A 26,500-nucleotide genomic window follows, 5' to 3' on the forward strand; every position below is an offset into this window, starting at 1 on the left:
CACCGGGGACGGTGTGGGAGAGTAGGACACCGCCGGACAATCGTTTGAGGAAGCCACCCCGACAGGGGTGGCTTTCTCTGTTTTCCGGGCAATTTCAGGGCTTCGCCGTCCAGGGTCGGAAGAGCCACCACGGCAATGTGCCCGTACGCTGATGACGTGGAATATCGAGCCGTCGAACAAGCGATCATGGCCAGGGGAGTCGAGTGGGACTTCGATCCCACCCTCGACCGGATCAGCGCGTTGCTGGAGATCCTCGGCGACCCCCAGAAGGCTTTCCCTGTCATCCATATCGCCGGGACGAACGGCAAGACAAGCACCGCACGGATGGCGGAGTCGCTTCTGAAGGAGCGCAACCTGCGCGTCGGCCGCTACACGAGCCCGCACCTGACCTCCATGCGCGAGCGGCTCTCCGTCGACGGGGAGCCGCTGTCGGAGGAGCGCTTCACCGAGGTCTACCAGGACATCGAGCCCTACCTGGAGATGATCGACGCCAAGGTCGGCCGGCTGAGCTTCTTCGAGGTGCTGACGGCGATGGCGTTCGCGGCCTTCGCGGACACACCTGTCGACGTGGCTGTCGTCGAGACCGGCATGGGCGGGTCATGGGACGCCACCAACGTCGCGGACGGCACGGTGGCCGTCATCACGCCGATCTCCCTCGACCACACGGACTACCTCGGCCCGGATGTCGAGACGATCTCCAAGGAGAAGGCCGGCATCATCAAGCCGGGGGCGACGGCCGTGCTGGCGCAGCAGCCTCTCGAAGCGGCAGAGGTGCTCATGCGCCGGGCGGCCGAGGTCGGCGCGGTCGTCGCGCGCGAGGGGCTGGAGTTCGGCGTCCTCCACCGCGAGCTCGGGATGGGCGGGCAGCTGCTCCAGCTCAGAGGTCTGAAGGGCGTCTATGAGGACGTCTTCCTTCCCCTGTACGGCGCACACCAGGCGGGCAACGCCGCCGCGGCGCTGGCCGCCGTCGAGGCGCTGACGGCCGGCGACGACCCCCTCGGTGACGATCTCGTACGGCAGGCGTTCGCCCAGGTGTCCAGCCCGGGAAGGCTGGAGATCGTCCGGCGTGGGCCGACGGTGGTCCTGGACGCGGCGCACAACCCCGGCGGCATGGAGGCCACGGTCGACGCGCTGACCGAGTCGTTCGGCTTCACCCGGCTCATCGCCGTGGTGGCCGCCATGGGGGACAAGGACGTCGACGCGATCCTCGAACTCCTGGAGCCCATCGTGGAGGAGGTCGTGGTGACACGGAACTCCTCGCCCCGGTCCATGGACCCGGACGAGCTGGCGGAGCGCGCGGAGAGCGTGTTCGGCCAGGATCGGGTCCACCAGGCCGACCGGCTCGACGACGCCATCGACATCGCGATCGGGCTGGCCGACCAGGGCGACGAGTTCGGCTCCGGGGTGCTGATCACCGGCTCCGTCGTCACCGTGGGCGACGCCCGCGTCCTGCTGAAGGCCGACAAATGATCGGGGAACGCCAGGAAACCGGGAGCGGCGTGTTCGAGGTGACTCCCGGCATGCGACGGCTCTGCGCGAGCGTGCTGGGCATGGAGGCCATCGTCATCGGCCTGACGACCCCGGTCGCGATCGCGATCAACCACGTCCGGCCGGCGCTCGCGGTGACGGTCGGGATCGGGCTGGCCGTCCTGTGCGTCATCGTGGTGGGGCTGCTCAAACGGCCGGCCGCGTACATCGCGGGAAGCGTCATCCAGGTCCTCGCGATCGCCACCGGATTCCTCGTTCCGGCGATGTTCTTCCTCGGAGTGATCTTCGCCGCGCTGTGGATAACGGCCATCTTCGTCGCTCGCCGTGTCGAGGGGACGACGAAGCGCTAAAGTCGGCAACCATGGCCGTCCCTCCCGTCCCGCAGGCCCGGACCGCCGTGGTGGTTCGCGCCGTCCGCGTCCCCCTGCTGCTCGACATCGTGATCGGGCTGCTGACCGCGGTCGCCCTGCCCCTCGCGGTCGTCGCCATCCCCAACACCATCTCGGTGGTGGCCGCCCTGCTGCCACCCGGCGTCTCGCAGATCTCGATGATGCGAGCGCACGGCCTGGCGCTGCCTGCGATGCTGCTGACCGTCCCGCTGGCCGCGGTCGCCGTCCGCCGGTTCCGTGCCGCGCCGATCCTCGTGGCCGGGCTCACGCTGCTGGCCCTGGCCGACGTCGCCGGCGGCTACGCGGGCTCGACCGCGCTGGTGGCCCTGCTGCGCGTGATCCACGGAGTCGGCGCGGGCGTGCTGGTGCCGGCCACCCTCGTGGCCGTCTCCGAGCGGCCGCGCCGGGGCATCCTGCTGCCGATCTGGGCGGGCATGCTGGCGGTGAGCCTGCTGTCGGCCCAGGCGCTGGCGCTGTGGCCGCTGGACGACGTGGACTCCTGGCAGGTCACTCTCCAGCCCTATCCGCTGCTCACCGGGATCGCTCTCGGGCTCGCCGCCGCCTATCTCGTGCTCTGGCTCGTCGCCGGAGACGGCGCGGCGGTGATTCAGAGTGCCGGCGCGATGCGCGAAACGCCGATGATCGACGACCCGGAGGACGAGCCGTACGAGGATGACGTCGTGGCCGTGAGCCCGGCGCCGCCCGCCTTGAGCCCGCCGACCGCCGCCGAGCGGGGGAGGCTCACGCTGGCGGCCGTGCCGGCGGCGGGCATCGCCGTGCTGGCCGTCGGCACGACCTACGACTGGCCGCCCGCTCTGGTCATCGCCGTCGCGGGCCTCGCGGTGATCGCGATGCTGGCCCTCGGCGCGGTCGGCACGTCCGAGCAGCCCGGCGGGCGCGCGGTCGCCTTCACCAACGTCGCGGTGGGCCTGGTGGTCCTGCCGACGGCCGCGCAGGCCACCTACGTGGAGCTCGGCGGCCTCGGCGGTCCGGGCCTGTCGGGACTGTGGCTGCCGTTCGTGCTGGCCGCGGTGGCGGCTCTCGGCGCCGCCGTCATGGCCGGGCGCGTCCCGGAGACAATGACGGCGAAGCTCACTGGCGGGGGCCTGGCGGCCGTAGTGATCGGGCTGTGCGCGATCCGGTTGCTCGTGCCCGCGCCGTACGGCCCGCCGCTCGTGGTGCCGTTCGTACTGCTGGCCGCGGGCTCGGCGGTGGCGCTGGTGGGCGCGCTCCGGCAGGCGGGTGTCGGCGCGGCGCTGCTCGGCCTGTCGCTGTGCTTCCCCGCCGTGCTCGCGGGCTTCCTCCTGGGAACGGGCATTCAGGTGAACCTTCTGAGGGGGGTCAGCCAGTCCGGAGACGCCACCAAGCAGGCGCTCGTCGACGGGTTCATCGGCGCTCTGCACGCCTGGGCGCTGGCGGGCGGATTCGCGGTGGTCGGGATCATCGTCCTCGCGGCGGTCCTCGCCCGCCGGGACGCCGGGACGTCCCCGTCCGGTGCGGCCGCCGTGTCAGGGCAGGCCCGTGCCTCGCGGGACGGGCATGTGGTGATCCCGGCCCCCACGCCGTCGCCCGAGGACGACGGCGGCGCGACCGGAGAGCCGCTGCCGGACCGGTAAGCTGCCGTTGCGCCGGAGCTCCCGGCCTCGGGTCACTCAGCACCGCGCGCCACCGAGCACCATCACTGAGCACCATCACTGAGCACCGATATCACCTGAGCATCGAAGCAAGGAGAGAACCCGTGTCCGAGCGCACGCTTGTCCTGATCAAGCCGGACGGTGTCCGGCGAGGCCTCATCGGCGACGTCATCGGCCGCATCGAGCGCAAGGGCCTCAAGATCGTGGCGATGGAGCTGCGCACGCTCGACGCCGAGACCGCCAAGGCGCACTACGCCGAGCACTCCGAGCGCCCGTTCTTCGGCGAGCTGGTGGAGTTCATCACCTCCGCCCCGCTGGTCGCGCTCGTCGTCGAGGGCCCCCGCGCGGTCGAGGCGTTCCGCGCCCTGGCCGGTCTCACCGACCCGGTGAAGTCGCCTCCCGGGACCATCCGGGGCGACCACGCCCTGGAGATCGGTGAGAACGTCGTGCACGGCTCTGACTCTCCCGAGTCCGCGGCCCGCGAGATCAAGATCTTCTTCCCAGACCGTTTCTAGCGCTTGCCACCCGAAAGGCCCCGGCCTAAACCGGGGCCTTTCGTGTTTTTCCCGGCAGTGACGCTTCTCTGGTCAGGGGCGCGCAGATTTTCCCCGTGCCTGATAGCTCGATGTGCCCAGTCATGAGCACATCGCGTTACGATTCGAGTGCGATGCGTTATCCCGCTAACCACCTGAAGGAAGGTTTCCTTCCGCATGGGCAGCAAGCTGACATTCCTGGGCCGTGACATGGCGGTTGACCTTGGCACGGCGAACACTCTGGTCTACGTGCGAGGGCGCGGAATCGTGCTGAACGAGCCGTCCGTCGTCGCCATCAACGTCACGACGGGCAAGATCGTGGCGGTCGGAATCGAAGCGAAGCGGATGATCGGGCGAACACCCGGCAATATCGTGGCCATCCGCCCTCTCAGGGACGGGGTCATCGCGGACTTCGACGTCACAGAACGCATGCTGCGATATTTCCTCCAGAAGGTCCACAAACGTCGGCACTTCGTACGGCCTCGCATCATCGTGGCGGTTCCCAGCGGGATCACGGGAGTCGAGCAGCGTGCCGTGAAGGAAGCGGGCTACCAGGCCGGCGCCCGGCGGGTCTACATCGTCGAGGAGCCCATGGCGGCCGCCATCGGCGCCGGACTGCCGGTTCACGAGCCGACCGGCAACATGGTGGTGGACATCGGAGGCGGCACCACCGAGGTGGCGATCATCTCGATGGGCGGCATCGTGACGAGCCAGTCGATCCGGGTGGCCGGCGACGAGCTGGACCAGGCGGTCATGACCTTCGCCAAGAAGGAATACTCCCTGATGCTGGGGGAGCGCACGGCGGAGGAAGTGAAGATCGCCATTGGGTCCGCGCACACCACAGGGGAGGACTTCCACGCCGAGATCCGCGGCAGGGATCTCGTCACCGGCCTGCCGAAGACGATCGTCGTCTCGGCCGAGGAGATCCGCAGGGCCACGGCGGAGCCGGTCAACGTGATCGTCGACGCGGTGAAGTCCACGCTGGACAAGTGCCCGCCGGAGCTGTCCGGCGACCTCATGGACCGCGGCATCGCGCTGACGGGCGGGGGCGCGCTGCTCAAGGGCATGGTCGACCGGCTGAGGGATGAGACAGGCATGCCCGTTCATCTCGCGGACAACGCCCTTGACTCGGTCGCGCTGGGGTCCGGGAAGTGCGTGGAGGACTTCGAGGCGCTCCAGCAGGTTCTCGTGCAGGAGCCCCGCAGCTAAGGAGCCGTCATGAGAGACACCCGCCGCACCCGTCTCACACTCGGCATCCTCATCGGGACCGCGCTGATCCTGATCACCGTGGATCACCGTGCCGCGCACGGATCGCTTCTGGCGCCGGTGCGCGACGTGGCGTCCACGGTGTTCGGGAAGTTCGAAGGGGCGACCTCGGCCGTCACGGCGCCGATCGCCGGTTTCTTCAAGACCCTCCACGACGCTCCGGGAGCGGAGCGGGTCATCACCGACCTCCGCAAGGAGAACGCGAGCCTGAAGGCCGAGCTGTCCGCGCAGCGCCTCGACAAGGCCCGCGTGGCGAAGCTCGACCGGATGCTCGGGCTGGCGGGGCTCGGCCGCTACCGCGTCGTCCCGGCCCAGGTGGTGGCCCGTCGCGCCACGCCTGGATTCGAGGACGCCGTCGAGATCGACGCGGGGAGCAACGACGGGGTGCGGGCCGACATGACGGTGCTGAGCGGCGAGGGCCTGGTCGGCCGGGTCGTCTACGCGGGCCCCAGCACCTCGACCGTCGTCCTGCTCACCGATCCCGCGCTGTCCGCGGGCGCCCGGCTTGAAGGCGGCAACGAGTTGGGCGTCGTCAGTGGACTCGGGCAGGCCGGGGGCAGCGACAACCTGATCAGGTTCCGGCTGCTGGACGACGCCGTCCCTGTGGCGGTGGGCCGCCGGATCGTGTCCTTCGGCTCCCAGCGGAGCGCGCCGTACGTGGCCGGCGTGCCGATCGGCGTGATCGAGCGGGTGGAGAACACGCCGGGCGAGCTGACCCGGATCGCGTACGCCAGGCCGTTCGCCGACTTCTCCTCGATCGATGTCGTCGGGGTCGTGACCCAGGCGCCCAAGCGTGATCCGCGTGACTCCGTGCTGCCACCGGTGCCCCAGCCGGCCAAGCCGCCCGCGCCGCGGCCCGCGAAGCCGTCGACGGAGGTCTGGCCGCCCGTCGAGGCCCGCCCACTGGGCCCGGACAGGAGAGCCGGCAGGGGAGCGGGCAGGGAACGGGAAAGTGCGCGGTCAGAGCACGAGCCGGAGCCGGAAGCCTCTCCCGCGGTCGCCCGCACGGCTCCTCCGGCGAACCCTCAGCGGCGCGCGCGGGAGCATCCCCCGGTGGCCGCACATGAGCATCCGCTCGCGAACGCCCGGCAGAACGCGCCCGCCGACACCCGGAAGAACGCCCGGCAGAGCGCTGCCGCGGACGCCCGGAAGAAGGCGCTCGCGGACGCCCGGGGCGACACGGCGGACGGCAAGCACCGGCGACAGGACAGGAGGGCCTGATCCCGATGCTTCGCAACCTCACCGCCGCGCTGCTCGTCTTCGCGGCTCTGGTGATCCAGGCCGGAATCGTGAACCGGCTGTCCCCCAGGATCGCGCCGGACCTGGTGCTGCTGGTCGTTCTCTGCCTGGCGGCGCTGCGCGGGCCGCTTCCCGGAGCGGTGATCGGGTTCTGCGGCGGCCTGGCCTACGACCTGCTGCCCCCCGCCGACCACCCGCTGGGGCAGTACGCGCTGGTGATGTGCGCTCTCGGCTGGCTGGCCGGGCGGCTGGGCGATCAGCTGCCGCTGCTGGCCGTGATGTTCTGCGCGGTCGTCGCGCCCGGCTTGGCGGCAGGCCTCGGCGCGCTGCTCGGCGATCCCGGCGTGAGCTGGGCCGTCCTCCGTACGGCCTGGCCGCTGATCGCCCTGTGCAACCTCCTCGCGGCGCCCGTGGTGCTGTGGGCGGTGTCCGCCCCGCATCGCAGGAGGCGCCCCGGTGAGACGGAGTCGATGAGGGGCTGGAGACGGGGGATGGCATGAATCGGTTGCGGGTGCGGCTGTTCGTCCTGCAATTGCTCGTCGTGGCGATGCTCGCTGTGCTGGGCGTGCGGCTCTGGCAGGTGCAGATGGTCCAGGGGGCGCAGTTCGTCGCGGTGGCGACCGAGACCCGCACCCGGGAGGTCCGCGTGCCGGCCCTCCGGGGCGCGATCCTCGACGCCTCCGGCCGCCCGCTGGTCCGCAACCGCACCAGCCTGGTGGTCTCGATCGACCGGTCCAGGTTCGAGCGGATGCCGGACGGCGGCGACGCGGTGCTCAGGCGGCTGTCGCCCGTGCTGGGGCTCAAGTTCGACCAGTTGAAACAGCGCATCCGTCCCTGCGGCCCGGGCGTCTCGCGGCCCTGCTGGCCGGGCTCGCCGTACACGCCGACTCCGGTCGCCGACCACGTGAACCCCCGTGTGGCGCTGCAGATCCTGGAGCGGCAGGAGGACTTCCCCGGCGTGACCGCCGAGATCCAGGCGGTCCGCTCCTACCCGGGCGGCAAGGACGCCGCGCAGCTTCTGGGCTACCTCCAGCCGGTCACGAAGGAGGAGCTGGAACGGCGGGAGGGGCTCAAGGCCAGCTACTCGGGCGTCGACCTGGTGGGCCGTGACGGCCTGGAGTACTCCTACGACTCGGCCCTGCGCGGCAAGCCGGGGCTTCGCCGCGTGCAGGTGGACCGGATGGGCAAGGTCATCGCGGTCGAGCAGCGGGCGGCGCCGACACCGGGCGACACGCTCATCACGAGCATCGACGCGAACGTGCAGTCCATCGTGGAGAAGTCCCTGGACCAGGCGATGAGGGAGTCTCCGAACTCCGACAGCGCCGCCGGCGTCGTCCTCGACGTGAAGACCGGCCGGGTCATCGCGATGGCGAGCCGGCCCACCTATAACCCGGCGGTGTGGACGGGCGGCATCGCAGAGAAGGACTACCAGCGGCTGCTGTCGAGCAAGTCCGGCAAGCCGCTCGTCTCCCGCGTCATCAACGGCACGTACGCGCCCGGATCGACATTCAAGATCAGCTCGGTCTCGGCGATGGTCGCGGACGGCTCGCCGCTGAACGGGACCTACGAGTGCCCGAGCGCGTACAACGTGGAGGGCAGGGCGTTCGGCAACGCGGGCGGCATGGCCCTGGGCTCCATATCCCTGCACACGGCGCTGGTGAAGTCGTGCGACACGGTCTTCTACCGGGCGGGCTATGAGGAGTGGCAGCGCGACGGCGGTAAGACGCCGAAGGTGAAGATCAAGGAGCCGATGCCGAACATGGCCCGCGCCTACGGGTTCGGCGAGCTGACGGGCGTCGACCTGCCGGGCGAGTCCCCCGGTCTGATCCCGACCCGCTCGTGGAAGCGGAACCTGTGGAACGCCTCCAAGGACGTCATGTGCAAGCGGGCCAAGACCGGCTATCCGGAGATGAAGGACGAGGGCCGCGCCGCCTTCGCCAAGCGCCTCGCCAACGAGAACTGCCTGGAGGGCTACCTGTACCACGCGTACGAGGCGGCCAACTTCTCCATCGGCCAGGGTGACGTGCAGGTCACTCCGCTCCAGCTCGCCAGGGCGTACGCCGCGCTGGTCGGCGACGGCAACGTGCGCAGCCCGCGGGTCGGCTGGGCGGTGGTCCGGCCCGACGGCAGCGTCGTCAAGGAGATCCCGGTGCCGGTGGTCCGCCACCTGCCGATCAGCGACGAGACGCGCGACTACATCCGCAAGGCGCTCAGCGAGGTGCCGTCCGACGGCACGGCGGCGGGCGCGTTCCGAGGATTCCCGATGGACCAGGTGAAGATCGGCGGCAAGACCGGTACGGCCGAGGTCTGGGGCAAGGCGGACACCTCGTGGTTCGCGTCGTTCGCTCCGGCGGACAACCCGCGCTTCGTGGCCGTCGTCCTGGTGTCCCAGGGCGGCTTCGGCGCCGAGACGGCGGCCCCCGCAGTGCGGCGCATCTGGGAGGGCATCTACGGGATCGGCAAGAGCGAGGACGGCAAGGCGATCAAGCCCGCGCTCCCCGACGGCCGCCCGGCGAGCCGCCTGCCCGTGATCAAGCAGGACGGGACGGTCACCCAATGAGGCGGCGCCATGCCTGAGGCGGTGCGGGTGCGGCGACGGTCCCTCGCCAGGCGGGCGGTGGGCCAGGGGGCGCCGGTGTGGCGGATGGACGGCCTGCTCCTCGCGGCGGTGATCGCACTGAGCGTCATCGGCACGCTGCTGGTCTGGTCGTCCACCCGGACCTGGGTGTCCAACGAGCCGACGGGGCTGGTCAAGAAGCACGTTTTGAACCTGTGCATCGGCCTGGCGCTCTACAGCGTCATGGCGGTGAGCGACTACCGCTGGCTGCGCAGGTACGCCCCCTTCCTGTACGGCGTGGCCATCTTGGGGCTCCTGCTGGTCATCACCCCGATGGGATCGACCATCAACGGGCACCACTCGTGGATCATGCTCGGGGGCGGCTTCGCCGTACAGCCCGCGGAGCTGGTCAAACCGGCTCTGATCGTGATCATGGCTCGGTTCCTCGTGCGCTCCGCCGAGGGGAAGGACCGGCCCCGGGTCGTCGACCTGGCGCTCTGCCTCGCCGCGGCGGGGGTCGCGGCGGCGCTGGTCATGCTGGAGCCCGACCTCGGCACCACGATGGTGCTCATGGTCATCACGGGCGGGGTCATCGTCTTCGCCGGGGTGCGCAAGCGCTGGATCGTGGCGTCGGTGCTGCTGGCCGCGGCCTGCGGCCTGGCCGTGTGGTCCCTGGGACTGATGAAGCCCTACCAGGTGGCCCGGTTCACCGCGCTGATCAACCCCGCCAGTGATCCGCGCGGCGTCGGATACAACAGCACGCAGGCGCTGGTGGCGATCGGATCGGGCGAGCTGTTCGGGAAGGGCCTGTTCCACGGCGGGCAGACCACTGGGCGTTTCGTGCCGGAGCAGCACACCGACTTCATCTTCACGGTGGCGGGCGAGGAGTTCGGCTTCGTGGGGACCGTCACGGTGGTGGCGCTGCTCGGGGTGGTGCTGCTGCGCGGCCTGCGCATCGCCAGGATGTGCGAGGATCGCTTCGGCGCGCTGGTCGCGGGCGGGATCGTCACCTGGATGGCCTTCCAGACCCTCGTCAACGTCGGGATGACCATCGGCATCATGCCGATCACCGGCGTTCCCCTGCCGTTCGTCTCGTACGGTGGCACGGCGACGTTCGCCAACATGATCGCGGTCGGCATCCTCCAGGCGATCCATGTCCGGGAGCGCGCCCTCTCCGCATGAGAGCGCGTCGCAGGGAACCGGATCCCGGCTCTCACTGGCGCCAGGTCCGTAAAGCGAACACCATGGGAACGGAACTGGTTCGGGGGCTGAACGGACCATTACGGAGGAACGGTGACTCCGGACGATGAGGCGCGGGAGCGCGAGCGGGCCCTTGAGCTGCTGCGCACCGCCTTTCCGGACTATCGGATCGTGTACGGCGGCGGCCGCTGGGCCGCCGCGGCAGCGGGCGACCCGCCCATGGTGTGGTTCGCCGAGACCCCCAGCAGCCTCTGCGGCCAGCTCTTCCTGGCCCAGTTGCGCAACGGCGGGACCATCACCCCTCTCCATGGGAAGGAGAGCAACTCGCAGTGCGCAGGGTGACCGTTTTGTGACGATCGCGACGCTAGCGTGACTTGGTCACCACCTGGAGAGCCGATGACACAACCCTCACGCGGCGGCGATCGGTCCGCCATCCAATGCGCCGCGATCATCCGCGAGCGGACGCTGGCGAGCCTCGGTGAACCGCCGACGACAGCCGTCACCCACCAGATCGCCGAGGAGATCCACGTCTGCTGCCCGCAGGCGTCCCGGTTCAAGTGCCTGCGCCTCGCCCACGGATGGACGGTGGAGGAGGCGATCGAGCGCTTCCACGCGATGTGCGACCGCGAGCAGATCAAGCGCCGCGGGCTCACGGAGCGCTCCTGGCGCGAATGGGAGGCCGGGGCGCGTCCCGACCGCGACTACACGGACCTGCTGTGCCGGCTGTTCGAGACCGGCCCGGTGCAGCTCGGCTTCGCCCGCGACTACACCCCGGAGGACCTCCGGCGGCCACGGGAGGCCGGGCCGGACCCGATCTCCGCGGCGGCGATGGAGGCGAGCGACCACGCCGAGCGGGTGGAGACGAGCGAGATCGGCGACAGCACGCTCGAACGGCTCCGCACCCAGGTGATCTGGGTGGCCAGGCGGTACGTCTGGGAGGCGCCGCTGCCGCTCTTCGTCGAGATGAGGGCGCTCCAGGAGCAGACTCGGCGGGCGCTGGAGCGGCGGATCCACCCGATCCAGGCGGGCGAGCTGTATTTCCTGACCGGCGCGCTGTGCGGGCTGATGGCCAACGCGAGCATGGACATGGGCCGCCGGGTCCCCGCCGACACGCTGGCCAGGGCCGCGTGGACCTACGGCAGGATCGCCGGGCACCAGTCGCTCATGGGCTGGGCGCGCGGCATGCAGGCGTCGGTGGCGCTGTGGGACAGGCGCTACGAGGACGCCGCGGGCTACGCTCGGGACGGTCTCGCCCACCTGGCGCGGGGCCAGGGCGGAGCGCGCCTGCACATGCTCCGGGCCCGCGCGACCGCCATGCTCGGCCGTACGGCGGAGGCCGAGCGGGAGCTGACCATGGCCCTGGAGGCCCGCGAGGCGGACTCGGGCGACGAGCTCCATGACGGCTTCGCCGGCGAGTTCGCGTTCCGGCCGGCCAAGCACGCCTACTACGCGGCCGTGACCCGCCTGCATCTCGGCCAGCCGGCTCCGGCCATCCAGGAGGCCAGAACGGCCCTCGACCTCTACGCCACGGGCGACCCCCAGCACCGGTCGTACGGCTGCGAGGCGATGGCGGGCGCCCACCTCGCCGTCGCCCACCTCATGGAGGACGACCCCGACGGCGCGGAGGAGGCGCTGACCCCGCTGCTCGACCTCCCGCCCGAACGCCGCATCGACAGTCTCGCGGAGACGCTGGGATCGACCCGCAAACTGCTCGGCGGCAGGCTCGCGAGCCGGCTTGACGGGTTCTGCGCGGTCGGCCTGCCGCAGTCCGCCGCCCGCGCACTGCCCGAGGGGAGCGGCTGATGTCGGTCTTCACCGTCGCGGGCACCCCGCCCGCGCTCGCCGAGGCGTGCCGCCAGGCCGGGCTCAGCGCCGCCGGAGCGCGGCTGCTGCGGAGCTTCGCCAACGTGGTGTACCACCTTCCGGGCGAGGGGGTGGTCGTCCGCCTGGCCGAGGCCACCACCCCGGGCAAGTTCGAGCGGCTCGTCACCTCGCTCAAGGTCACCCGCTGGCTCGACGCGCAGGGCTTCCCCGTGACCCGGCCGCTGGACGTCCGGCAGCCGCTCGCCGTCGAAGGGTGCCTCGCGACCTTCTGGCACTACGAGAACGAGGGGCCGGACGCCGGGCGCGCGGAGGATCCGGCGGCGCTCGGCGTCATGCTGCGGTGGCTGCACACCCTCCCGCCCGTGCCGTTCGAGCTGCCGACCTACGACCCCTTCGGCCGCGTACGGCGGGCCGTCACGGCGAGCCGCGTCCTGAGCGACGAGGAGCGCGCCTGGCTGCTGGAACGGTGTTCCACGCTCATGGAGGCCTACTACGAGCGGGTCGAGTTCGCCCTGCCGTACGGGCTGGTGCACGGGGACGCGCACCGGGGCAACCTGATCCGCACGCCGGAGCGGCTCCTGCTGTGCGACTGGGACTCGGCGAGTGCCGGGCCGCGCGAGATCGACCTCGTCCCGACGCTGCAGGGTGCGCGGTTCGGGCTGTCGGACGCGCAGCGGGCCGGATTCGCCGAGGCGTATGGCTACGACGTCAGGGACTGGGAGGGATATCCGGTGCTCCGCGACATCCGGGAGCTCCAGACGCTGACGGCTGTGCTGCGCAACGCCCACCGCGACCCCGCAGGTCATGAGGAGCTCCGGCACCGGCTCGCCTCGCTCCGCGCGGGCGACGATCGGATCTGGCACGCTTTCTGAAGCGGCTACCCTGGAACCCATGTCTGTCGAGTCATTGTTTCCCCGCCTGGAATCGCTTCTGCCTAGGGTGCAGAAGCCGATCCAGTACGTCGGGGGTGAGCTGAACTCGACGATCAAGGACTGGGACGAGGCGACGGTCCGGTGGGCTCTCATGTACCCGGACGCCTACGAGGTCGGCCTGCCCAACCAGGGCGTGCAGATCCTCTACGAGATCCTCAACGAGCTGCCCGAGACGCTGGCCGAGCGCACCTACGCCGTCTGGCCCGACCTCGAGGCGCTCATGCGGTCCGAGGGCGTCCCGCAGTTCACGGTCGACGCCCACCGGCCGGTGCGCGCCTTCGACATCCTCGGGGTCTCGTTCTCCACCGAGCTGGGCTACACCAACCTGCTCACCGCGCTCGACCTGGCGGGGATCCCGCTGGACGCGGTCGAGCGGACCGATGAGGACCCGATCGTGCTGGCCGGCGGCCACGCCGCGTTCAACCCCGAGCCGATCGCCGACTTCCTCGACGCCGCCGTCCTCGGCGACGGAGAGCAGATCGCCATCGCGATCTCCGAGGTCGTCCGCGAGTGGAAGGGCGAGGGCCGCCCCGGCGGCCGCGACGAGCTGCTCATGCGGCTCGCCTCCACCGGAGGGGTGTACGTCCCGAAGTTCTACGACGTCGAGTACCACCCGGACGGCCGCATCAAGCGCGTCGTCCCCAACCGCCCCGGCGTTCCGTCGCGGGTCTTCAAGCACACGGTCATGGACCTGGACGAGTGGCCCTACCCGAAGAAGCCGCTCGTCCCGCTCGCCGAGACCGTGCACGAGCGGTTCAGCGTGGAGATCTTCCGCGGCTGCACCCGCGGCTGCCGCTTCTGCCAGGCCGGGATGATCACCCGTCCGGTGCGGGAGCGGTCGATCACCACGATCGGCGACATGGTCGAGGTGGGCCTCAAGGAGTCCGGCTTCAGCGAGGTCGGCCTGCTCTCGCTGTCCAGCGCCGACCACTCCGAGATCGCCGAGGTCGCCAAGGGCCTCGCCGACCGCTACGAGGGCACGCAGACGGGTCTCTCGCTGCCGTCCACGCGGGTCGACGCGTTCAACATCGACCTGGCGGGCGAGTTCTCCCGCAACGGGCGCCGCTCCGGGCTGACCTTCGCACCCGAAGGCGGCTCCGAGCGGATGCGCAAGGTGATCAACAAGATGGTCACCGAGGAAGATCTGATCCGCACCGTCACCACGGCGTACAGCCAGGGCTGGCGGCAGGTGAAGCTCTACTTCATGTGCGGGCTGCCGACCGAGGAGGACGTGGACGTCCTCGGCATCGCCGACCTGGCCAAGAAGGTCATCAAGGCGGGCCGCGAGGCGACCGGCTCCCGGGACGTCCGCTGCACGGTCTCCATCGGCGGTTTCGTGCCCAAGCCGCACACGCCGTTCCAGTGGGCCGCCCAGTGCGACCACGAGACGGTGGACCGCCGGCTGCGCGATCTCCGCGACGCCCTCCGCGGCGACAAGGAGTACGGCAGGGCCATCGGCTACCGCTACCACGACGGCAAGCCGTCGATCGTGGAAGGGCTGCTGTCGCGCGGCGACCGCCGCGTGGGCAGGGTCATCCGGGCGGTGTGGGAGGACGGCGGCCGCTTCGACGGCTGGAGCGAGCACTTCTCCTACGAGCGGTGGATGGCCGCCGCCGAGCGGGCGCTCTCCGGCGAGCCGGTCGACGTCGACTGGTACACCACCCGCGAGCGGGAGGAGCACGAGGTGCTCCCCTGGGACCACCTCGACGCCGGCCTGGACCGCGAGTGGCTCTGGCAGGACTGGCAGGACGCGACGGGCGACGTGGAGGTCGAGGACTGCCGCTGGACGCCCTGCTACGACTGCGGCGTCTGCCCGACCATGGGGACGGAGATCCAGATCGGCCCCACGGGCAAGAAGCTGCTGCCGCTCACCGTGGTCTGACCGTAGCTCCACGATCATCTGACAGGCCTCCCCGGGCCGGGGGCCTATCCTGAAAGACACCGAACCGACCTCGGAAGGACGACGGAACTCTGAAACCCGTTCCCGATGGACCCGCCCCCGCGCCCGTGGTGCAGCGCCTCCGGGTGCGCTACGCCAAGCGGGGCCGCCTGCGCTTCACCAGCCACCGTGACATCTCCCGCGCCGTCGAAAGGGCGGTGCGGCGGGCCGACATCCCGGTGGCGTTCAGCGCGGGGTTCAGCCCCCACCCGAAGATCTCCTACGCCGGCGCCGCCCCGACCGGGGTGGCGAGCGAGGCCGAATACCTGGAGATCGGCGTGAGCCGGCACTGCGACCCGCAGCGGCTCCGCGCCGACCTCGACGCCTCGCTGCCGCCGGGCCTGGACGTGCTCGACGTGGTCGAGGCGCGCGCCGGGGGCCTGGCCGACCGGCTGGAGGGCTCGACGTGGGAGCTGCGGCTGCCCGGGGCAGATCCAGAGGAGGCCACGGGCGCGGTGGAGAAGTTCCTGGCGGCCGGCCACGTCGAGGTCGAGCGGCTGACCAAGAAGGGAATGCGGCGCTTCGACGCCCGTCAGGCGGTCCGTTCGGTGGCCGTCACGGACGGGAGCGAGAGAACGGCAGGTCAGGAGCCCGGGCCGCCGTGTGTCATACTTCGTATGGTTGTTCGGCACGAAACACCTGCCGTCCGGCCCGATGACGTACTCATGGGTCTGCGTCTCGTGGCAGGCTTCGCGCCGCCGTCACCTCCCGAGGTGACCAGGCTGGCGCAGGGGCCGCTCGACGCAACGACCGGTGAGCCCGCCGACCCGTTCGATCTCGATCGGGCAGGCGGAGACCTATAAGACTTGCCGCCGCGGCACCGACAGGAGGCCCGGCGGACCGCGAGAGACGAGAGCCTCCGCGCGGCGCGGAAACGTGCCCGGGGGCTGACGGGAGAACGCCCGCATGCTCGAGAACGAGCCGACCGACAGGGCTGCGAGCCTTGACGGTGATACGACAACGCGCGATTCGGGGCACGGTTCCGACGTGAACGACGCCCCACGGGAGACCGGCGGGGTGACGACCACGCCGCGCCGCCGTTCGGCCAGCCGTCCGGCCGGGCCCCCGCCCGAGCCCGACGAGCCCGCGACCGCCGCCCCGGCGGTCGCTGGGACTCCGACGCCGGTTCAGGAGACCCCGGTGGTTCAGGAGACGCCGGTGGCGGCCGAGCCGGCCGTGGCGGAGAAGCCCAAGCGGGTCACCCGCCGCCGCACTTCGGCCAAGACCGCGCCGGAGGCCGAGGCCGCCCCCGTGCCTGCCCTCGCGCCGGACGCCGTAGCGGAGGCGGCGGCGGAGGTGGCTCCAGGGGCCGTCACGGACGACGCCGAGGCCCCGGCGGCCCCCGCGCCCCGGACCGTACGGCGCAGCCGCACCCGGAAGACCGTCCAGGAACCCGTGGACGAGGCCGGTCAGGAGCCCGTCGCCGAAGCCGGTCATGGGGCCGGTCATGGGGCCGGTCATGGGGCCGCCGAGGAGGAGCAGGCCCCGGCGAGGCGTCGCCGTACGCGCAAGAAGGACGACGTCGCCCCGGAACGATCCAGGGCGATGAGCGCGGCCGAGGCCGAGGTCGCGACGGCGCTCCAGCTCGGGCTGCCCGCCGAGGAGCCCCTCGACGACGAGCCCGCCGGTGAGGACCTGATCGAGGACGAGGAGCTCGAGGAGACCGCGGAGGACGGAGCCGGGGAGGCCGCGCAGCCGCGGGTGCTGGCCGATCCCTTCGGTCTGTCCGCGCCGCAGGCGGCCGTGCCGTCGGTGATGTTCCAGGCTCCGGCGGCGGTCTTCCAGCCGCTGTTCCAGGCTCCCGATCCCTTCGCCGCCCGCCCCGCGTCGCCCCCGCCGGCCGTACCGGCCGAGAAGGCGGCGGAGGACGCCGACATCGACGACGCCGACGAGGCGAACGAATCCGGCGAGGACGAGGGCGACAGCGATGGCGAGGGCGGCGCCCGCAGGCGGCGCCGCCGCCGGGGCGGCCGTGGCCGTGGCGCCAGGGTCCGCGGGGACTCCGACGAGTCCGAGGACTCCGACGAGGAGTCCCAGGCCGTGACGGCCGAGGACGAGGAGCGCGAGGAAGCGGCGGAGGAGCCCGAGGGTGAGCAGGCCGGCTCGCGTCGCCGTCGCCGTCGCCGCCGCCGGGGGACCGAGGACGGCGAGCTCACGGTCGACGACCCGCCGAACACGGTCGTCCGCATCCGCGCGCCGCGCGCCACGCGGTCCGCTTCGGTGGACGAGGTGCAGGGCGTGCGCGGCTCCACGCGGCTGGAGGCCAAGAAGCAGCGCCGCCGCGAGGGCCGTGAGCTGGGCCGCCGCAGGCCGCCGATCATCACCGAGTCGGAGTTCCTGGCCCGGCGCGAGTCGGTCGAGCGCGTCATGGTCGTGCGCCGCCACGGCGGCCGCACCCAGATCGCGGTGCTCGAGGACGGCGTGCTCGTCGAGCACTACGTCGACCGCGAGTCGAGTCAGTCCTACGTCGGCAACGTGTACCTCGGCAAGGTGCAGAACGTGCTGCCCTCGATGGAGGCGGCGTTCGTCGACATCGGCAAGGGCCGCAACGCCGTGCTGTACGCCGGTGAGGTGAACTTCGACACCGCCGGGCTGGAGGGCCAGCCCAAGCGGATCGAGGCGGCGCTGAAGTCCGGCCAGTCCGTGCTCGTCCAGGTGACCAAGGACCCGATCGGGCACAAGGGCGCCCGGCTGACCTCGCAGGTCAGCCTCCCCGGCCGCTACCTGGTCTACGTGCCGGACGGGTCGATGACCGGCATCTCCCGCAAGCTCCCCGACAAGGAACGGACGCGGCTCAAGCAGATCCTCCGCAAGGTGATGCCGGAGAACGCGGGCGTGATCGTCCGTACGGCGGCGGAGGGCGCCTCTGAGGAGGAGCTCAGCCGCGACGTGGCCCGTCTGTCGGCGCAGTGGGAGAACATCCAGCGCAAGGCCAAGTCGGCCAGCCCGCCCGAGCTGCTGTCCGGCGAGCCCGACCTGACGGTCCGGGTGGTCCGCGACGTGTTCAACGAGGACTTCACCTCGCTGGTGGTCGAGGGGGACGAGGCGTGGCAGACGGTGGACGAGTACGTCCGCTATGTCGCGCCGCATCTCGCCGACCGCCTGTCGAAGTGGGAGGAGAACGGCGACGTCTTCTCCGCCTACCGGGTGGACGAGCAGATCGCCAAGGCGATGGAGCGCAAGGTGTGGCTGCCCTCGGGCGGCTCCCTCGTGATCGACCGCACCGAGGCGATGACCGTCGTCGACGTCAACACCGGCAAGTTCACCGGGCAGGGCGGCAACCTGGAGGAGACCGTCACCCGCAACAACCTGGAGGCGGCGGAGGAGATCGTCCGCCAGCTCCGGTTGCGGGACATCGGCGGCATCATCGTCATCGACTTCATCGACATGGTGCTGGAAGGCAACCGTGACCTGGTGCTCCGGCGGCTGCTGGAGTGCCTTGCCAGGGACCGGACCAAGCACCAGGTCGCGGAGGTCACCTCCCTCGGCCTGGTCCAGATGACCCGCAAGCGGGTCGGCCAGGGCCTCCTGGAGGCGTTCTCCACGCCCTGTGACTGCTGTCACGGCCGCGGCATCATCATCTCGACCGAGCCGGTCGAGGGGAAGCCGGAGCCGCGCGGCACGCAGGGCAAGATGGCCATCGAGAAGGCCGTGGCCGAGAAGGTCGGGGCCGGCAGTGAGGGGGGTACGGCTGTCGCCGCGTCCGGCAACGGACGTGACAGCGTCACCGACGCCCTCGACCCGGACGAGGACGACGCGCCGGCAGCGCATTCCCGGGGACGGCGACGTTCCCGCAGGAAGACGGCCGACTAGCGACTTCGTCTCCCCGGTGTTCCGCCCGGTTCGACCTGGGTGCCGCTAATCCGGTACCCTAGTCAACCGGTGCGCCCGCTGGCGCGCCTGGCTTCGCGCGCCTGCCCGGAACGCCGATCGTGTTATCGACAGCAGCCGGATGCGGGGCGCGGCATCTACGCATTTAGCCAGAAGAAGGGTTCCGCGGTGTACGCGATCGTTCGTTGCGGCGGCAGGCAGCAGAAGGTCTCCGTCGGGGACGTCCTCGAGGTGGACAAGGTCGCCGGCGAGGTTGGGTCCTCGGTGTCGCTGCCGGCGGTGCTCGTCGTCAACGACGGCGATGTCACCTCCGACGCTGCCACGCTTGGCAGGTTCCAGGTGACCGCCGAGATTCTCGGCGAGACCAAGGGCCCCAAGATTCGCATTCTGAAGTACAAGAACAAGACCGGCTACAAGAAGCGCCAGGGTCACCGTCAGCGGTACACCCAGGTCAAGGTCACCGGCATCAACCCCGGCCAGTAATTTCCGGGGGACGACCCCCGAAAGGGAGTGAAACATGGCACACAAGAAGGGCGCCTCGTCCACCCGGAACGGCCGTGACTCGAACGCTCAGCGGCTCGGCGTCAAGCGCTTCGGTGGTCAGCTCGTCAACGCGGGCGAGATCATCGTCCGTCAGCGCGGCACGCACTTCCACCCCGGCGACAACGTCGGGCGTGGCGGCGACGACACGCTGTTCGCGCTGGCCGCGGGCCACGTGCAGTTCGGCACCAAGCGCGGTCGGCGTGCGGTGAGCATCATCCCGATCGCGGAGTAGATCCGCTCGGGAGAAACGTTGCAGATGAGGCGGATCGAGCATTCGGTCCGCCTCATTTCATTTATGGGGAGGGAAGCGGCTGATGGCTGACTTCGTGGACAACGTCATCCTGCACATCAAGGCGGGTGACGGCGGCAACGGCTGCGCCTCCGTCCACCGGGAGAAGTTCAAGCCGCTCGGCGGCCCCGACGGCGGCAACGGCGGCCGCGGCGGCGACGTGATCCTGGAAGTGGATCCCAACACCGCCACGCTGCTGGAATATCACCACCGCCCGCATCGCAAGGCGGCCAACGGCAAGCAGGGCATGGGCTCCAACCGTGACGGCGCCAATGGCGAGGACGTCGTCCTCCCGGTGCCCAACGGGACCGTGGTGAAGGACACGAGGACCGGCGAGGTGCTGGTCGATCTCGTCGGCGCGGGCACCCGGTACGTCGCGGCCCAGGGCGGTTTCGGCGGCCTCGGCAACGCCGCGCTGGCCAACGCCAAGCGCAAGGCTCCCGGCTTCGCGCTGCTCGGCGAGCCCGGCGACGGCGCCGAGATCACGCTGGAGCTGAAGACGGTCGCCGACGTGGCGCTGGTCGGCTTCCCCAACGCCGGCAAGTCGTCTTTGGTCGCGGCGCTCTCGGCCGCCCGGCCGAAGATCGCGGATTATCCGTTCACCACGCTGATCCCCAATCTCGGCGTCGTGACGGCGGGGGAGACCGTGTTCACGGTCGCCGACGTGCCCGGCCTCATCCCGGGGGCCTCCGAGGGCAAGGGGCTCGGCCACGAGTTCCTGCGGCACGTCGAGCGCTGCTCGACCATCGTGCACGTCCTCGACTGCGCCACGATCGAGCCCGGCCGCGACCCGATCACGGACTTCGACGTCATCGAGGCCGAGCTGGCGGCCTACGGCTCGTTGCAGGACCGGCCCCGGCTGGTCGTGCTCAACAAGGTCGACGTGCCGGACGGCCGGGAGCTGGCGGACATCGTCAGGCCTCTCCTGGAGGAGCGCGGCCTGCGGATCTTCGAGATCTCCGCCGCCACCCACGAGGGTCTCAAGCCTCTGGCGTACGCCATGGGCGAGATGGTCGCGCGGGCCCGGGCCGACGCCCCGGTCGAGGAGCCGACGCGCCTGGTGATCCGGCCGAAGCAGTTCGGCGAGGCGGGCTTCGCCGTCCGGCGGATCGACGACAAGATCTTCCAGGTGACCGGCGAGAAGCCGGAGCGCTGGATCCGCCAGACCGACTTCAGCAACGACGAGGCCGTGGGCTACCTGGCCGACCGCCTGGAGCGGCTGGGCGTCGAGGAGGCGCTGATCGAGGCGGGGGCGCAGGTGGGCGCCGAGGTCGTCATCGGCCCGATGCAGGGCGGCTACGTCTTCGACTGGCAGCCGTCCGAGGGCACGCGGACCCGCGTCGGCGGACCTCGCGGCACCGACAGCAGGATCGGCTAGGCAGGGCCGGCCGAGACAGGGTCGGCTGGGCAGGGTCGTTGATGGGATCGTTGGACGGGATCGGTTGGACGGGATCGGTTGGACAGGGGCGGCGGCGTGGCGGATACGGCAGGCGCGGCGGGCACAGTAGGCACGGCGAGCGCCACAGGTGCGGCGGGTGTCCCCGGTGCGGCCGGCGCGGCGGGCAGGGACCGGATCCGTACGGCGTCGCGGCTGGTCGTCAAGGTGGGCTCCTCCTCCCTCACGACCCCGCAGGGCATGATCGACGTGGACCGCGTCGACGCGCTCGTCGACGTGCTCGGCGCGCGACGGCAGGCCGGCACGCAGATCGTGCTCGTCTCGTCGGGCGCCATCGCGGCCGGTCTCGGCCCGCTCGGCCTGCGGGCGCGGCCCAAGGACCTCGCCACCCAGCAGGCCGCGGCGTCCGTGGGCCAGGGTGTGCTCGTCGCCCGCTACACCTCCTCCTTCGCCCGGTACGGCCTGCGCGTCGGCCAGGTGCTGCTGACCGCCGACGACATGATGCGGCGGTCGCACCACCGCAACGCCCAGCGGACGCTGGCCCGGCTGCTTGAGCTCGGCATCGTGCCGGTCGTCAACGAGAACGACACGGTGGCCACCGACGAGATCCGCTTCGGCGACAACGACCGGCTCGCCGCGCTGGTGGCCCACCTGATCCACGCCGACGCGATGGTGCTGCTGTCCGACGTGGACGCCCTCTATGACGGCGACCCGCGACGGGAGGGGACCACGAGGATCGCCGAGGTCCGAGGCCCGGAGGACCTCGAAGGTGTCGAGCTGGGCACCTCCGGACGGGTGGGAACCGGCGGCATGGTGACCAAGGTGCAGGCGGCCCGGATCGCCACCGGGGCGGGCGTGCCCGTCGTCCTCACGGCGGCGGCCCACGCGGCGCAGGCGCTGGCCGGCGTGGACGTCGGCACCTACTTCCACCCCGGGGGACGTCACCCCGGCACCCGGCTGCTCTGGCTCGCCCACGCCGCGACCGGCCGGGGCCGGCTGCATCTGGACGCGGGCGCGGTCGAGGCGGTCGTCGGGCGGCGCATGTCGCTGCTCCCGGCGGGCGTGGTCAAGGTCGAGGGCGACTTCGCGGCGGGCGACCCCGTCGACCTGTGCGGCCCCCTTGGCGTCCCGGTCGCCCGCGGGCTCGTCAACTACGACGCGGCGGAGATCCCCGAGCTGCTCGGCCGTTCCACCCGGGAGCTGGCCAGCGCGCTCGGCCCGGAGTACGAGCGTGAGCTGATCCACCGCGACGACATCGTCATACTGGAAGCCGACCACTAAACAAACGGAGCGCGAGGCAATGTCTGAGGCAGAGGACTTTCTGAAGGTCGCCCGCGCGGCCAAGGACGCCGCGACGGTGCTCGCGCCGCTGCCGCGCGCGCCGAAGGACGCCGCGCTGCGCGCCGTGGCGGACGCCCTGGTGGCCCGCACGGACGAGATCGTCGAGGCCAACGCCGTCGACGTCGCCAAGGCCAGGGAGGGGGGCACCTCCGAAGCCATGATCGACAGGCTCCGCCTCGACGCCGGCCGCGTCGAGAAGATCGCGGCAGCCGTACGGCAGGTGGCCGACCTCCCCGACCCGGTCGGCGAGGTCGTCAGGGGGAGCACGCTCCCGAACGGGCTGGAGCTGCGCCAGGTCCGGGTGCCGCTGGGCGTCATCGGGATCATCTACGAGGGCCGTCCGAACGTGACCGTCGACGCGGCCGCCCTGTGCCTCAAGAGCGGCAACGCCGTGCTCCTGCGCGGCTCGTCCAGCGCGTACTCGTCGAACACGGTGCTCGTCCAGATCATGCAGGACGCCCTGGCGGGGACGGAGGTGCCCGCGGCAGCCGTACAGCTCGTGCCCGGATTGACCCGCGAGTCGGTCAAGCACCTGATGCGCGCCCGCGGGCTGGTCGATGTGCTGATCCCGCGCGGCGGCGCGTCGCTGATCAACAGCGTCGTGGAGGAGTCGACCGTCCCGGTGATCGAGACCGGCGTGGGCAACTGCCACGTCTACGTCGACGCCGACGCCGACATCGAGACGGCCCTGACGATCCTGGTGAACGCCAAGGCGCAGCGGCCCTCGGTGTGCAACGCCGCCGAGACGTTCCTCGTGCATTCCGGCATCGCCGCCGAGTTCGTCCCGAGGGCGCTCGCGGCGCTCAAGGACGCCGGTGTGACGGTCCACGGGGACGAGCGCGTGCGCGCCTACAGCGCCGACGTCGTGCCGGCCACCGAGGAGGACTTCACCTCCGAGTACCTCTCCCTCGACATCGCCGCCGCGGTCGTCGACTCGCTGGAGGATGCGGTAGCGCACATCAGGAGGTACGGCTCGGCCCACACCGACGCGATCGTCACCCGGTCCCAGCAGGCCGCCCGGCGGTTCGTGGCCACCGTGGACTCGGCCGCCGTCGCGGTGAACGCCTCCACGCGGTTCACGGACGGCGGGGAGTTCGGCTTCGGCGCGGAGATCGGCATCTCCACCCAGAAGCTGCACGCACGGGGCCCGATGGGCCTGCCCGAGCTCACGTCCACCAAGTGGATCTACACCGGAGACGGCCACATCCGGGTCTGACGCCCCCGCCGCCGATCACCGCTCGTCCATGAACCGGCCGACAGAGATCGTTTGAGCCCTCGGTATGTGAGATCGCCTGGTGGGCGGGGGACGGCACCCGCCAGCACCCGATCATCACCGCGTTCGCCTCGGCCTCTGTGGCGATGGCCGCCTCGAAGGTCGCGCCCTAAACGCGGGCGAGGACCGGTCGGGAGCCGAGGCCGGCGTCCCTGGCCCGGAGCGCCGCGTCCACCCGGCTCGGCGCGTCGAGCTTGGTCAGCACGTTGCTGACGTGGTTGCGCACGGTTTTGGTGGCGAGGTGCAGTTCGCGAGCGATCTCCGCGTTGGAGCGGCCGTCGGCCAGCCGTTCCAGCACCTCGTGCTCCCGCTGCGTCAGGCCCGGGAACGGGCTCTGGGCGGACGGCGTGGTCAGCCGGGCCACCAGCCGGGGTGCCAGCCCACGGCCGAAGACCATATGGCCGAGGGCGACCGAGCGGACCGCCGCCGCGATCTCCGACGGGCGTGCCCCCTTCAGGAGGTAGCCGCACGCCCCGGCGCGCAGCGCCGCGAGCAGGCCCGCCTCGCCGTCGTCCGCCCCCAGCGCGAGCACCCGTACGGCAGGGCACCGGCGGCGCAGGTAGTCGAGGATCTCCAGCAAGGCCAGATCGACGAGGACCACGTCTGGGCAGAGCCGTACGGCGAGCCGCAGGGCGTCGAGCCCGTCGCACGCGGTCCCGACGACGGAGATGTCGGCCACGTCGTCGAGGGCGAACCGGATCCCGTCGATGAACAACGGGTGCTCGTCGGCCACCACCACGGTGATCGCGGCGGCAGAGGAGTCGGTTGTCGCGGTCGACGTCCTGGCCGTCATCGCGGTCGCCATCGCCGTGGGCTTCGCGGTCGTCATCCTGCCGGGGATCGCGCTCGTCATCGGTATCGTCATCGCCTGCGTCTCTTGCTCGCTCGTGAGTCGTCACGTATGTCCGGTCAAGCCGGGCCGGGTCAAGCCGGGCCGGTTCGGCGCCGGGCAGTTTCAGCATGCCGGGCCGCTCTTGTGGCCGGGTTGGCGCTGGCTTGTACGGCGCTGGCCTGTACGGCTGTGCGGCGCCGGCTTCTCCGCCGCCGGGCCGTACGGCGTCGGCTGAGCAAGGGACGGGATCGCTCAAGCGGCGCGCCTCCGCGGTTTTGTCGGAGGTGCCCGCTATGGTTGGCGCTCCTATGGCTGGACGTCTTGGGCGGGTCGGCCCGTACGCGCTGCTGGAGCGCCTGGGCCGGGGCGGCATGGGCGAGGTCTACCTCGCCGCCAACCGCCGGGGCGAGCATGTCGCCGTCAAGATGCTCCGGGACCCCATCGAGGGCGACCCGGAGGCCCGATTACGCCTGGACCGCGAGGTGCGCGCGCTGCGCAGGGTCGAGAGCCCCTACGTCGCCCAGGTCTTCGATGCCGACCTGTCCGCCGACCGGCCCTATCTCGTCATGGAGTACATCGAGGGCGAGACCCTGCTCGATGCCGTACGGCGGGGCGGCGCCCTCCCGGAGCCCGAGCTGATCTCCCTCGCCCATGGCCTCGCGACCGCACTGGCGATCATCCACGCGGGTGGAGTGGTGCATCGCGACGTCAAGCCGGCCAACGTGCTGCTGCGGGACGACGGGCCCGTGCTGATCGACTTCGGGATCGCCCAGGTGCTCGACGCCACCCGGCTGACGCTGACCGGAACCTTCCTCGGCACTCCGGGCTACGCCGCGCCGGAGCTCTTCGCCGACGAGGCGGTGGGGGAGCCCGCCGACGTCCACGCCTGGGCCGCCACCGTGGCCTTCGCCGCCACCGGGCGGCCGACCTTCGGGCGGGGAACCGTCGAGTCCCAGATGTACGCCATCCTGCACGGGAAGGCCGACCTCGCGGGGGTGCCCGCCGCCCTGCTGCCTCTCGTCCGCGCCGCGCTGCATCGCGACCCCGCCCGCCGTCCGACCGCCGCGCTCCTCGCCGACAGACTGGCCCGCCTCGCCCGCGCCTCCGGCGAATCGGCCAGCCGTACGGCTCCGCCCGCCCGCCGTACCGTGCGGAAGGCCGCCGACAAGTCGGCGGGCGCTGACGGTGCGGGAGCCGAGACCTCGGCGGCGCCGGACGGGGCCGGGAGCGGCTCTGCCGCCAAGCCCCGGAGCCGGACGAAGAAGGCGCCCGCTTCTTCGACGCCGGCCCGGCGGTCCAAGGCCCGCGACAGCCGTACAGAGTCCAAGCCCCGCGACAGCCGTACCGAATCGGCCCTCGCGGTCGAGGCGCCTCCGCAGGAGGGCGTGACCGACGCGGCCCCCGGCATCCCCACCGGCAACGCCGCGCTGATCGTCTTGTCGCTGCTCGCCGTGCCGTGCGTAGTGACGGCGGTGGTGTACCCCTGGGCCACGTTCGCGATCACGGGGGTTTTCGGGGTGGTGACCAGGGCGGTCTGGACGGGACACTGGCTCGTGCGCAACCGCAGATCTCAGCGTGCGCGTGGCCTGCTGCGGGTGCTCGCGTTCCCCGTCACACTGGTCGGCTCCCTCGTGTCCGCGGTCGCCTGGCCCGGCCTGCCCGCCGCCGCCGCGGCCTTCGTGGCGCTCTGGGTGACCGCAGGGGCACGCCTGGACCCCGAGTGGTGGACCCAGGCGGTGCCCGTCACGGTCGCCGGGGTCGCGTTCGGAGTCGTCAGCGGCGGGATCATCGGACGGGAGGTCGAACGCGTCGGCGCGACCATGCCCGGCCTGCGGAGGGAGGGCCTGCGGGCACTCGCCGTGCTCGGCGGCTTCGTCGCTCTCTGCGCGGCAGCCGTACGCGCCGTCTCGCTGTTCGTCTAGCTCCAGCGGGCCAATCCGCTTGCCCGGGAGTGGCCGCGGACCACCGGCGTTCAGCTTTCGTGCGGGCGAATC

At 71.4% G+C, this 26,500-nt stretch carries 23 protein-coding genes; 22 read left to right on the forward strand and 1 reads right to left on the reverse strand.

Annotated features, from left to right (window positions below):
* Window positions 1-135: 135 nt before the first annotated feature.
* The 20 genes from ABH927_RS33290 to ABH927_RS33385 all read left to right on the forward strand — a co-directional run bounded on the left by ABH927_RS33290 (window position 136) and on the right by ABH927_RS33385 (window position 23,617).
* Window positions 136-1,470 carry a folylpolyglutamate synthase/dihydrofolate synthase family protein gene (locus tag ABH927_RS33290; protein WP_370028352.1) on the forward strand — a complete coding sequence of 445 codons (1,335 nt, stop codon included), beginning with the start codon at window positions 136-138 and terminating at the stop codon, window positions 1,468-1,470.
* Complete coding sequence (locus tag ABH927_RS33295; RefSeq protein ID WP_370028354.1) at window positions 1,467-1,838, forward strand: DUF4233 domain-containing protein; 372 nt, start codon at window positions 1,467-1,469, stop codon at window positions 1,836-1,838. Before ABH927_RS33290 ends, ABH927_RS33295 begins: the two co-directional genes overlap by 4 nt.
* A gap of 11 nt (window positions 1,839-1,849) precedes the next feature.
* On the forward strand, window positions 1,850-3,493 hold the full coding sequence (locus tag ABH927_RS33300; RefSeq protein WP_370028355.1) for a hypothetical protein: 1,644 nt from the start codon (window positions 1,850-1,852) through the stop codon (window positions 3,491-3,493).
* A gap of 122 nt (window positions 3,494-3,615) precedes the next feature.
* Window positions 3,616-4,026, forward strand: coding sequence for a nucleoside-diphosphate kinase (gene ndk, locus ABH927_RS33305; RefSeq protein ID WP_370028357.1), 411 nt, complete (start codon window positions 3,616-3,618; stop codon window positions 4,024-4,026).
* A gap of 195 nt (window positions 4,027-4,221) precedes the next feature.
* The gene (locus ABH927_RS33310) at window positions 4,222-5,253 is read left to right on the forward strand and encodes a rod shape-determining protein (protein ID WP_370028358.1); all 1,032 of its coding nucleotides are present in this window, start codon (window positions 4,222-4,224) and stop codon (window positions 5,251-5,253) included.
* A 9-nt stretch (window positions 5,254-5,262) separates the two neighbouring features.
* Window positions 5,263-6,531, forward strand: a complete 1,269-nt coding sequence (gene mreC / locus ABH927_RS33315) for a rod shape-determining protein MreC (protein ID WP_370028360.1) — start codon at window positions 5,263-5,265, stop codon at window positions 6,529-6,531.
* Between the two features lie 5 nt (window positions 6,532-6,536).
* Window positions 6,537-7,049, forward strand: coding sequence for a rod shape-determining protein MreD (mreD, locus tag ABH927_RS33320; RefSeq protein ID WP_370028362.1), 513 nt, complete (start codon window positions 6,537-6,539; stop codon window positions 7,047-7,049).
* Window positions 7,046-9,109, forward strand: a complete 2,064-nt coding sequence (gene mrdA / locus ABH927_RS33325; RefSeq protein WP_370028364.1) for a penicillin-binding protein 2 — start codon at window positions 7,046-7,048, stop codon at window positions 9,107-9,109. The genes mreD and mrdA overlap by 4 nt, the downstream gene beginning before the upstream one ends.
* 9 nt (window positions 9,110-9,118) lie before the next feature.
* The gene (gene rodA, locus ABH927_RS33330) at window positions 9,119-10,288 is read left to right on the forward strand and encodes a rod shape-determining protein RodA (protein WP_370028366.1); all 1,170 of its coding nucleotides are present in this window, start codon (window positions 9,119-9,121) and stop codon (window positions 10,286-10,288) included.
* A 111-nt stretch (window positions 10,289-10,399) separates the two neighbouring features.
* Complete coding sequence (locus tag ABH927_RS33335) at window positions 10,400-10,648, forward strand: hypothetical protein (protein ID WP_370028368.1); 249 nt, start codon at window positions 10,400-10,402, stop codon at window positions 10,646-10,648.
* Window positions 10,649-10,702: 54 nt separating this feature from the next.
* A complete protein-coding gene (locus ABH927_RS33340; protein ID WP_370028370.1) occupies window positions 10,703-12,109 on the forward strand; it encodes a hypothetical protein in 1,407 nt (468 codons plus the stop codon).
* A complete protein-coding gene (locus tag ABH927_RS33345) occupies window positions 12,109-13,002 on the forward strand; it encodes a phosphotransferase family protein (protein ID WP_370028372.1) in 894 nt (297 codons plus the stop codon). Before ABH927_RS33340 ends, ABH927_RS33345 begins: the two co-directional genes overlap by 1 nt.
* Window positions 13,003-13,021: 19 nt before the next feature.
* Window positions 13,022-14,944: a TIGR03960 family B12-binding radical SAM protein gene (locus tag ABH927_RS33350; RefSeq protein WP_370028373.1), complete on the forward strand. Its 1,923-nt coding sequence runs from the start codon at window positions 13,022-13,024 to the stop codon at window positions 14,942-14,944.
* A 125-nt stretch (window positions 14,945-15,069) separates the two neighbouring features.
* On the forward strand, window positions 15,070-15,804 hold the full coding sequence (locus tag ABH927_RS33355; protein WP_370028375.1) for a TIGR03936 family radical SAM-associated protein: 735 nt from the start codon (window positions 15,070-15,072) through the stop codon (window positions 15,802-15,804).
* Between the two features lie 184 nt (window positions 15,805-15,988).
* On the forward strand, window positions 15,989-18,814 hold the full coding sequence (locus ABH927_RS33360) for an Rne/Rng family ribonuclease (protein WP_407072842.1): 2,826 nt from the start codon (window positions 15,989-15,991) through the stop codon (window positions 18,812-18,814).
* 186 nt (window positions 18,815-19,000) lie between these two features.
* On the forward strand, window positions 19,001-19,315 hold the full coding sequence (gene rplU / locus ABH927_RS33365) for a 50S ribosomal protein L21 (RefSeq protein WP_261583982.1): 315 nt from the start codon (window positions 19,001-19,003) through the stop codon (window positions 19,313-19,315).
* Window positions 19,316-19,349: 34 nt separating this feature from the next.
* On the forward strand, window positions 19,350-19,607 hold the full coding sequence (gene rpmA / locus ABH927_RS33370; RefSeq protein WP_203884155.1) for a 50S ribosomal protein L27: 258 nt from the start codon (window positions 19,350-19,352) through the stop codon (window positions 19,605-19,607).
* Between the two features lie 82 nt (window positions 19,608-19,689).
* Window positions 19,690-21,042, forward strand: a complete 1,353-nt coding sequence (gene obgE, locus ABH927_RS33375; protein WP_370028379.1) for a GTPase ObgE — start codon at window positions 19,690-19,692, stop codon at window positions 21,040-21,042.
* Window positions 21,043-21,237: 195 nt separating this feature from the next.
* Window positions 21,238-22,341: a glutamate 5-kinase gene (proB, locus tag ABH927_RS33380; RefSeq protein ID WP_370028401.1), complete on the forward strand. Its 1,104-nt coding sequence runs from the start codon at window positions 21,238-21,240 to the stop codon at window positions 22,339-22,341.
* 19 nt (window positions 22,342-22,360) lie between these two features.
* A complete protein-coding gene (locus ABH927_RS33385) occupies window positions 22,361-23,617 on the forward strand; it encodes a glutamate-5-semialdehyde dehydrogenase (protein WP_370028380.1) in 1,257 nt (418 codons plus the stop codon).
* Between the two features lie 166 nt (window positions 23,618-23,783).
* On the opposite strand, the gene ABH927_RS33390 is transcribed toward ABH927_RS33385, so the two are convergent.
* Window positions 23,784-24,407 (reverse strand): LuxR C-terminal-related transcriptional regulator, encoded by a 624-nt coding sequence (locus ABH927_RS33390; RefSeq protein WP_370028382.1) that lies wholly within the window; start codon window positions 24,405-24,407, stop codon window positions 23,784-23,786.
* Here ABH927_RS33390 and ABH927_RS33395 point away from each other — a divergent pair.
* Together ABH927_RS33395 and ABH927_RS33400 are read left to right on the forward strand one after the other, a co-directional pair.
* Window positions 24,382-24,741: a hypothetical protein gene (locus tag ABH927_RS33395; RefSeq protein ID WP_370028384.1), complete on the forward strand. Its 360-nt coding sequence runs from the start codon at window positions 24,382-24,384 to the stop codon at window positions 24,739-24,741. The genes ABH927_RS33390 and ABH927_RS33395 overlap by 26 nt on opposite strands.
* Window positions 24,742-24,814: 73 nt before the next feature.
* Entirely contained in the window at window positions 24,815-26,428 is a 1,614-nt protein-coding gene (locus ABH927_RS33400) for a protein kinase domain-containing protein (RefSeq protein ID WP_370028386.1), read from the forward strand.
* The last annotated feature ends 72 nt before the right edge of the window (window positions 26,429-26,500 follow it).

The organism is Planotetraspora sp. GP83, assembly GCF_041262585.1.
Taxonomy (GTDB): Bacteria; Actinomycetota; Actinomycetes; order Streptosporangiales; family Streptosporangiaceae; genus JAOEGB01.

What these genes read in the sequence shown, in the direction of transcription:
- ABH927_RS33340 (WP_370028370.1), top strand. Translation starts at nt 10,703, where the DNA reads ATGACACAACCCTCACGCGGCGGCGATCGGTCCGCCATCCAATGCGCC.
- ABH927_RS33310 (WP_370028358.1), top strand. Translation starts at nt 4,222, where the DNA reads ATGGGCAGCAAGCTGACATTCCTGGGCCGTGACATGGCGGTTGACCTT.
- obgE (WP_370028379.1), top strand. Translation starts at nt 19,690, where the DNA reads ATGGCTGACTTCGTGGACAACGTCATCCTGCACATCAAGGCGGGTGAC.
- ABH927_RS33385 (WP_370028380.1), top strand. Translation starts at nt 22,361, where the DNA reads ATGTCTGAGGCAGAGGACTTTCTGAAGGTCGCCCGCGCGGCCAAGGAC.
- ABH927_RS33345 (WP_370028372.1), top strand. Translation starts at nt 12,109, where the DNA reads ATGTCGGTCTTCACCGTCGCGGGCACCCCGCCCGCGCTCGCCGAGGCG.
- ABH927_RS33350 (WP_370028373.1), top strand. Translation starts at nt 13,022, where the DNA reads ATGTCTGTCGAGTCATTGTTTCCCCGCCTGGAATCGCTTCTGCCTAGG.
- rpmA (WP_203884155.1), top strand. Translation starts at nt 19,350, where the DNA reads ATGGCACACAAGAAGGGCGCCTCGTCCACCCGGAACGGCCGTGACTCG.
- ABH927_RS33290 (WP_370028352.1), top strand. Translation starts at nt 136, where the DNA reads ATGTGCCCGTACGCTGATGACGTGGAATATCGAGCCGTCGAACAAGCG.
- ABH927_RS33400 (WP_370028386.1), top strand. Translation starts at nt 24,815, where the DNA reads ATGGCTGGACGTCTTGGGCGGGTCGGCCCGTACGCGCTGCTGGAGCGC.
- ABH927_RS33300 (WP_370028355.1), top strand. Translation starts at nt 1,850, where the DNA reads ATGGCCGTCCCTCCCGTCCCGCAGGCCCGGACCGCCGTGGTGGTTCGC.
- mrdA (WP_370028364.1), top strand. Translation starts at nt 7,046, where the DNA reads ATGAATCGGTTGCGGGTGCGGCTGTTCGTCCTGCAATTGCTCGTCGTG.
- ABH927_RS33395 (WP_370028384.1), top strand. Translation starts at nt 24,382, where the DNA reads ATGAACAACGGGTGCTCGTCGGCCACCACCACGGTGATCGCGGCGGCA.
- rodA (WP_370028366.1), top strand. Translation starts at nt 9,119, where the DNA reads ATGCCTGAGGCGGTGCGGGTGCGGCGACGGTCCCTCGCCAGGCGGGCG.
- ABH927_RS33295 (WP_370028354.1), top strand. Translation starts at nt 1,467, where the DNA reads ATGATCGGGGAACGCCAGGAAACCGGGAGCGGCGTGTTCGAGGTGACT.
- mreD (WP_370028362.1), top strand. Translation starts at nt 6,537, where the DNA reads ATGCTTCGCAACCTCACCGCCGCGCTGCTCGTCTTCGCGGCTCTGGTG.
- mreC (WP_370028360.1), top strand. Translation starts at nt 5,263, where the DNA reads ATGAGAGACACCCGCCGCACCCGTCTCACACTCGGCATCCTCATCGGG.